5 protein-coding genes are annotated in these 8,342 nt (G+C 62.7%); all 5 read right to left on the bottom strand.

Annotated features, from left to right (window positions below):
* Positions 1-496 precede the first annotated feature (496 nt).
* The 5 genes from PXK07_RS18410 to PXK07_RS18390 all read right to left on the bottom strand — a co-directional run bounded on the left by PXK07_RS18410 (position 497) and on the right by PXK07_RS18390 (position 8,092).
* Entirely contained in the window at positions 497-3,718 is a 3,222-nt protein-coding gene (locus PXK07_RS18410; RefSeq protein WP_274849768.1) for a 2Fe-2S iron-sulfur cluster-binding protein, read from the bottom strand.
* Positions 3,719-3,892: 174 nt separating this feature from the next.
* A complete protein-coding gene (locus tag PXK07_RS18405) occupies positions 3,893-4,666 on the bottom strand; it encodes a LamB/YcsF family protein (protein ID WP_274849767.1) in 774 nt (257 codons plus the stop codon).
* Positions 4,663-5,694, bottom strand: coding sequence for a 5-oxoprolinase subunit C family protein (locus tag PXK07_RS18400; protein ID WP_274849766.1), 1,032 nt, complete (start codon positions 5,692-5,694; stop codon positions 4,663-4,665). Before PXK07_RS18400 ends, PXK07_RS18405 begins: the two co-directional genes overlap by 4 nt.
* A complete protein-coding gene (locus PXK07_RS18395; RefSeq protein WP_274849765.1) occupies positions 5,691-6,443 on the bottom strand; it encodes a 5-oxoprolinase subunit B family protein in 753 nt (250 codons plus the stop codon). Before PXK07_RS18395 ends, PXK07_RS18400 begins: the two co-directional genes overlap by 4 nt.
* Before the next feature lie 206 nt (positions 6,444-6,649).
* Positions 6,650-8,092, bottom strand: coding sequence for a methyl-accepting chemotaxis protein (locus PXK07_RS18390; protein ID WP_446728407.1), 1,443 nt, complete (start codon positions 8,090-8,092; stop codon positions 6,650-6,652).
* Positions 8,093-8,342 lie beyond the last annotated feature (250 nt).

Raw genomic sequence — 8,342 nt, 5'->3', positions numbered from 1 at the left:
CCCAATCAAACCCGAACATCCACTCTCGCGTTCCGTCCAGATCCTCTCAGTAGCGCCTCAGCGCCGCCGGTGAAGGGGGTTCTAGTCCCAACACAAACCACCCGCAACCCAAAAAACAAAATAATCCAAAGAAAAGAATAAAACCAAATAATATCAGTTATTTAAGGTGAATTTTGACCTGGAAATTGCCCAACGAACCGGTCGCCTCCTCGAGATCGGAGCGCGGGGGCATCCCTTTGCCTGATTCATCAGTGGTGGCTTGATCAACATCTTGGTGTTCAGCCCTCGGGCACCACAACCAACCAGGGGAATCGCGGCGAATCTGCCGGGTGCCACCTTTCGCGAAAACGTGCCGTATCGCGAGATCGACGGTATGGGGCATAGCCCGTCCGAGCGATAGCGCCCTCGCCGTGCGCAAGCGCGGCGCCGGGCCCAAGGGACGCCAAGGCATCTTTGATGCATTGAGCGACGCGCGGGAGCCCCCCTCCCTCGACCGCTACAGGTCGACCTCGATGACTCCGTCTTTCTCAGCGGCGCGTGATTGGCACAGGATAATTGCGTCCTGGCGTTGCGCTTTGGACAGCACGAAATCGCGGTGCTCCACCTCTCCCGACAGCAGGCCGCATTTACAGACGCCGCAAATCCCATCGGCGCATTTGACGTCGATATGGACGCCATGTTCGGCCAGAACCTCGGTGGCGGTCTTATCCGCCGGAATCAGAAACTCGCGACCGCTGTGCCGCAGCCTTAATGTGAAGGGATGGTTCACATAGTCGGGCACCTCCGGCAGTGAGAAATACTCAAGGTGCCGCGCCTCTTCCGGGAAGCCCTGGCCTTCCGCAGCCGCCATGACGGCCTGCATGTAACGGTCAGGCCCGCAGGTATAGACATGCCAGCCATCCCGATAGCCGGTCAGGATACTGTCCAGATCGGCGCGTGATCCTTCACCCGAGATATGAAGGTGAACCTGATCGGCCCATGGCACGGCCGCAAGATCAGGCAGGTAGCCCGCACCGGCGCGATCAGAGATGGAGTAATGCAGCTCAAACGCCCGGCCCAGCGCGTGCAGCCTGTGTGCCATGGCAATCATCGGCGTGATGCCGATGCCCCCGCCCATCAAAAAGCTCTTCTCGGCGCTCTCTTCCAGGGGGAAATGGTTGATGGGCCGGGAGATGAAGACCCGGCGACCTTCGCTGAAGATCCGATGGAGGAGCTTGGAACCGCCCCGCCCTTCGTCTTCGCGCAGGACACCGATCTGGTATTTGGACCGCTCCGCAGGATCGCCGGACATCGAGTATTGGCGCAGGAATTCCGGTGCCACCACGATATCGAGATGGGCGCCTGCGCTCCATTCGGGAAGATCGCTGCCGTCAAGGCTGCTGAATTCATATTTGGTGACGGCGGGGCTCATGTCTTCCGCTTTTGAGACCACAACCTGTAGAACCGGGCTATCGGCATCGGTGGAATAGATGTGATCCCAGGGACCTGTTTCGCCGCGCGCGCGGCGGGCCTGGTATTCCTCGGCGGTGATCATCGCCTGATAGGCTTCGATCCCGGCCTCACGATCCATCGGGAAGGGATAGGGCCAGGGGTGTGGCGCAAGGCTTGCCGGGTAGACCGCCAGAGTCTGATCCTCGTAGCGCAGATCCAGATCCTTTTGCAGGGAGCGTGCATTGACCGGGTGGCGGGTCGGACGGTAGCCGCCGCCCTCTTCCAGCTCCAGGTCCCACCACCACTTCTTGGCCGGGTTCATCTCGCCGTTGCCCAGGGCATCGTCCAGCTTTGCCAGTACGGGCGCGGCCTTTGGCACATTCATCGCCGCCCAGCGGAAGGGGCGCTCGGCAAAGATACCTTCCAGGTTCCAGGGGCAGGTCTTCATGCAGCGCCCGCACATGGCCCCGCCCGGAGTGGTAATCCGGTAGGTGGTGCATTTCTGGCTGTCGCTTTTCCAGATCTCGTAGCCGTTGAACATCAGTTTCGGCCCGGCAGTGATCGCCCCAGAGGGACATTCCCGGGCGCATTTGTTGCAGGCCTCGCAAAAGGACTGCAGGCCGAAATCAATAGGCCGGTCGTGTTCCATCGGCATGTCGGTGGTGACCACGCCGGATTTCAGGCGCGGCCCCAGGAAGGGGTTGAGGATCACCTCGCCGATCCGGCTGACCTCGCCGAGGCCGGAGAGCAGCAGCAACGGTGGCTGCAAGACCTCGCCATCCATCACCGTATGGGCCTTGGCCTTGTAGCCGAGATTACGGATCTGCCGTGCGATTACCCCGCCCAAGAGCGAAAACCGCAAGTAGGCGCGCATGGATTGCGCCACCGCGATCCAATCATCGCCCGAGGTGCCCTCGGTTGTGTCAAAGCCCTGATCGACGATCATGCTGATCGCATGAGGCTGATCCGGCACGATGGGGGCGCCGGTGGCGTCATGGCTGTACCAGGTCCAGTCCGGACAACGGCTGATGCCGACCGCATCTATGCCCAGCCAGTAGCTGGCCGCCTTGACGTTGGCCGCGTTGCGCGCCGCATCCGAGGGGCGCGGTCCTTTCGCGGGTTCGCCGTCCTGCAACAGGACAAAGGCCCCCAGCATCCGCCGCTGCGCCATCGAAGGGGCGGCCTTGCGGGCATAAAGCCCGCCGGTGGCCGCCGTCTGGTTCGCCTTGCCCATATCGCCGAACTGGCTGCGCGCAAACATATCGGCGCGTTTGGGCACCCGCGCCACCCGGGCCTCATCTATATATGTGGTGGGGTCCTCGACCCGCTTGAGGGTCTCAAACGGATGCGGCCCGTCCTTGAACAGGCGCTTGCTAAAGGGATCGCCGTTCAGGACAGATCGCTCAGACCCGACCCCGAGCCACCATTTCGGCCCCTTGGTGGAAAGGCCCGGCTGCTGGCCTTCCGGCACCAAGGGCCGGTCCATTGCCAGATCGAAATCGGTGGTGACAGCGGCAAGGCCGAACCGATCACCCAGATAGGGAGTGCAGAGCATCTCTCCCTCGACGGTTGCCAGTCCCGCGGCCACAGCCAATCGGTTCAGATCCACATCGGAAGAGGTGCCGGTATGCGCCTTGGCATCCCAGCCCAGCAGGCGAATGTAATTCGCCAGCACCACCGCCGTTTCACTGGCCCGCAGGCAGGCCCGGTGATGTTCGGCGTCCTCGATCCAGTCGCAGCCCTCCTCGCCCGGATGCGGATCGCGCGGCATCTCGTAGAGGAAGACGATGGCGCGCGAATGGCCGCCGATCCCACTGGCTGGCGCCTCCATCGCATCGCGCAGATCGGCCATGATCATGTCGATACCCGAGGCCAGCGTCTTGGTCTGCCGGGTTTTCAGGTCCTGTGCTAGGCGATCGATATCGGGATTGCGGTAGGGTTGCTCCAGCCGCGCCGCATCCGGCACAGGGCCGATACCGACCATGGCGGCATCGGAGAAGTACCCAAAAGCCTTGAGATGTTCGGCGCGGTCCTGCGGATCCTCGGGACATTCCGCCCGTGCCTTGTTCACCAGGCCATCGCGGATGGCATCCATCATCGCCTGATACTCTCCCATCGCATTGACGATAGAAGACGGCAGATGCGGGCGGCGGAAGTTCAGCGGCTGGAAACTGGGCACTGCCGAAAGATCCGGCATCTCGTCACCCGCAAGGCGCTTGAGCCGCTCCACGGGGAAGGGGCCCAGGTGGACGGGCCTGTTGCGGGTGGAAAAGAAACGGATGGTCATCGCCCCAAGGCCCTGCTGTGGTCACGGTCCTCCAGCTATATCCGACAGGGCGTCCCGGCGATAGAAGCCAACATCCAATTTGTCCGAACAAAGCCTCAAATCATTGTTATCAATAAAAACAATCAAGAACCCAAAGACTGAACTCCTGGTGCCGCGCCACCCCAAGGCGACAAATCAACCCCGGCGCCCTGCAAACTGGCGCACCTCGACACCGCCTGCGGTCAAGCTGCTGCGCACATTGCGGGCAATGTCGACGGCCGTGGGCGTATCGCCATGCAGGCAGATGGTGTCGATCGCGGTCTCGATGCGCTTGCCGCTTTCGGTGATGATCGCGCCCTCCTGAACCATCTGCAGAATGCGGGGGCCTGCGATATCCGGATCGTGGATCACCGCGCCGGGCTGGCTGCGGTCCACCAGGGTGCCATCGTCATTATAGGCGCGATCGGCGAAGATCTCTCCGCACCAGTTGCAGCCGAGATCCCGAACCACCTCCTCCATCGCGGTGGCGGCCAGCACCATGATGATGATGTCAGGATCCACATCCAACGCCGCCTGGTAGCAGGCGCGGGCCATGTCGTAATCGGTGCAGGCCATGTTCGACAACGCCCCGTGCAGTTTCAGGTGCCGCACATTGGTGCCCAGCGCCGTGGCCATGCCCTGCGCCGCGCCCAATTGGTAGCGCACCATATTGGCAAGGGTTTCATGCGGCACATGCATCTTGCGACGGCCAAAGCCCTGCAGATCGAGGAAGCCGGGATGGGCGCCGATACCGACCCCGTTGTCGCGCGCCCGTGCCATGGTCCGCGCCATCACATCGGGGTCGCCTGCATGAAAGCCGCAGGCGATATTCGCCGAAGACACGACATCCAGCAGAGCCTCATCGTCCCCCATGTTCCAGGGGCCAAAGCTTTCGCCCATATCGGCGTTCAAATCGACGGTCTTGCTCATGAGTCTTCTCCAGTGGCAAAGGGGTCGGCCATGGCAGAGACCGCACCGCTGACAAGTTGGTAGGACAGAAGGTCCGAAATATCACCGGGATGGCGCAACAGGGGATGACAGGTCCCCGGCAGCGCATGCAGAGCCTTCTCGTGTTTTGCCTGAAGGCTCAGCCCCTCTTCCAGCGTGACCCAGCGAAACCGCAGCTGTGCTCCGGCCTGGGCCTGCGCCACCTTGGGCAGATCGCAGGGCAGAACCGTCCCGATCCGGGGATAGCCGCCGGTGGTCTGCGCCTCGCGCAATAGAACGAAGGGCTTACCGTCCCCGGTCATCTGCACATCGCCCGGCACGATCACCTCTGACAGGATATTGAGCTGGCCTGCGGCGGCAAACCCGGCCCCCTCCGACAGCATCTCCACCCCCATCCGGTTAGCGCGGCTGCCGCGTCGGAATTCGGTCTCTGCGAAACGGGCCCGCACCTCTGGCGAAAACAGCGCGCTTTGAAAGCTTTCGACGATGCGCAGCTCGCCGCCGCCGAACCTGTCTTCGCACGCCAGGGTCATGCCGGTGTCACCTCCGGCATCCCTCCCCGCTGGCAGCCTGTCACCGGGCGCAACCAGCCGCCCCAGACCCGCCGCCACATGGGTGGCCCGCGCGCAGAGAACCGGCTCGGTACTGATGCCGCCGCCAAGATGCAGGTAGCCGTAGACACCCCGACGGGCCGCGCCGATCTCAAGCCGTTGCCCGGCCTCCATGCGATGGCTGGCGTTCCAGGCCAGCGCGCTCCCGTCCAAGGCCGCCATCATCGGCGCCCCGGTCAGGGCGATGCGCAAGGGCCCGGTGGCCTCGAAGGTGCCGCCCATGCCGCCCATTTCAAGCGCGGCCAGGTTGGGATCCTGCCGCAACAGCGCCGCGCCTTCGGCCAGGGCCAGCAGGTCCGCGGCACCGCCGCGAGAGACACCCTGATCCAGCAGGCCAGGCCGCCCCTGATCCTGCACGCTTGCCGCCGGGCCGATCTTCAGAACCTTGAGCCCGCTCATGCCGGGATCTCCTGCGACATGGCCCCGCCCATGTGTTCATCCCTGTCGCGCAGCTTCAGGAAATCGGATCGCGATACCGGCTCGAACTGCAACTCATCACCGGCCTGCAGGGCGAAGGGCCTGTCTGAGTGAGGTCGAAACAGCATAAAACCCGTCTGACCCACATGGCGCCAGCCCGTCGGCGTTTCGGCCGAAAACAGCACGAACTGGCGAATGGCGAGCACCAGGGCGCCGCGCGGCACCCTTGGTGTCAATTCGGTCTGGCGCGGCAGATCCCATTCCTCCCCCAGCGGCCCCAGATAGGGCTGGCCGGGCGCAAAGCCGATGGTCAAAACCCGCACCCGCGCCGCCCCAAGGTTTTCGATTGCCTGGGATTCGCTCAACCCCGCCGCATCGGCGGCTTCGGCCAGCTGCGGCGCCAGATCCGTGCCGTAGACCGTGGGCACCCGCCAGAACCGGCGCCCAAGCGGCAAGGCCTCCTGCAGCCAGTTGCGCGAGTCCAGTTGCTCTTGCAGCTGAGTGCGCAACCGGTCGTGATCCACATCCCCCGGATCAAACCGGATATAGACAGAGGCCAAGGAGGTGGAGGTTTCCAGAACCCCGTCCCACTTCAACTGTTCCAGATGGTTGCGAAAGGCGAGCGTTGCCCGATTCGACGGTTCGCTCAGTCCATCCGCGAAGGTCACGATCATGCCCGAAAGGCCAACCGTGCGGATAATGGGAAAATCCGGTACTGCGCGCGCTGTCATCCATGCCCCCGTTTTGGCGCAAGGGTCGCGGCGCAGCGCGGGAGTGTCAACACGGCAGTTGATCACGAGACCGCGCGCACTGCGGCGCGATCCGGTCGTGTGATCAGGGACAGCCGCCAAAGCAAAAGGCCGCCCCGGAAAGAGCGGCCCAGTGGTGTCTTTAAATCCCCGTCATCGCCCATGCGGGCGCGGGCTTCGGAGAGATATCAGAAGTCTTCCCAGCGCACGGCCTCGGCTGCCGCTGTGGCCTGGGCACCTGCCTGTGTGGCAGAGACCGGTCGCCGCACACCAACCTTTGGTGCGGTGGAGGCTTTCACGCCACTTCCAGTCTTGGCCTCGGCTCCGATATCGGGACGGGTCTTGAAGACCTGAACCTCCTGGGTCAGCTGCGATGCGTCGTTGGACAGGATTTGCGTCGCGGCCGTGGTTTGCTCCACCATGGCGGCGTTCTGCTGGGTGACCTGATCCAGCTGGGACACGCCAGCGGAGATTTCCACCAGGGTGGTGGATTGCTCCGACGCACCGGTGGCAATCTCGGAAATATGGCCCGAGATGGTTCCAACGGCATCGATGATCCGTTTCAGCTCTTCGCCGCTGCGCCCCACGAGGTCGACGCCGCTGCCCACGTTTTCCTTACTTTCGCTGATCAGATCCTTGATCTCACCCGCCGCCGTGGCAGAGCGCTGCGCCAGAGCACGGACTTCCGCCGCAACAACGGCAAAACCGCGCCCGGCATCACCCGCACGGGCCGCCTCGACCCCGGCATTCAAGGCCAGAAGATTGGTCTGAAAGGCGATATCATCGATCACGGTGATAATCTTGGCGATCTTTTCCGAGGAGCTTTCGATGGCAGACATGGCGCTGATCGCATCCGAGACGACGCGCTCGCTCTGCACGGCGGCAGACTGGGTGTTGCCGACGATCTCTTCAACCTTATGCGCCCCTGCAGCCGCCGCCCGCACGGTAGAGGTCAGCTGCTCCAATGCGGCCGCCGTCTGCTCCAGCGTGGCCGCCTGGCTTTCGGTGCGATGCGACAGGTCCGTGGAAGACTGGCTGATCTCGGACGCCGTCTGCCCCACCGCAAAGGACACGTTCTTCACGGTGTTTACAGCCTTTTCCAACTGCTCCATCGACCGGTTGTAGGCCTTGGCGATCACTCCGATGTCTTCGGCATTTCGGATCACGACCCGCTGGCGCAGATCGCCCTCACTGAGCGCCTGAAGCCCAGCCGCGACTTCCTGCAGCGCGCGGCGCCGATCTGTCACATCCGTCGCGACCTTGATGATCTTCTCGGTCTTGCCGTCCGGACCGGGCACGGCAGCATAGGTGGCCTGAATCCAGACAACCGCCCCACCCTTTGCAATCCGCGGGAACTGGTCGGACAGCGTGCGCCCGGCCCGCAAGGCGGTCCAGAACTGCGCATAGTCTCCACCACTCGCGAATTTCGGATCCACGAACATGGAATGATTCTTCCCAACGATCTCGGAGAGCTGATAGCCCATCAAGTTCAGGAAGTTCTCATTGGCCGTGATGATTGTGCCGTCAGCCTCAAATTGAATCGTCGCCTGAGTGCGCTCGATCATGTCCGCAATCACACGGTCCATGTCTGCTCGTTCGGGCGCCGCCCGCGTCTTACCCTTAAAAAACACTCTAAGGCTCCGCGCTGAGTTGAGTTCTATCCTAGAGGAAAAACCTAGCGCCAATTCGCTAGCCAAACTTTAACGCTAGAGGGAATTTGTGCCGAATTCGAACAATGGGCCTATCCAATGGGATAGGCGCCGAACCGCGCGAAAGCCATCTGGCATTGGAAGGTCAAAACAGCAGTGGCGGACCGAGGAGGATTCGAACCCCCGACCCCTTGATTCGTAGTCAAGTACTCTATCCAGCTGAGCTATCGGT

The organism is Phaeobacter sp. QD34_24 (assembly GCF_028890115.1).
Taxonomy (GTDB): domain Bacteria; phylum Pseudomonadota; class Alphaproteobacteria; order Rhodobacterales; family Rhodobacteraceae; genus Phycobacter.
This window is presented reverse-complemented; position numbering and strand designations above follow the sequence as displayed.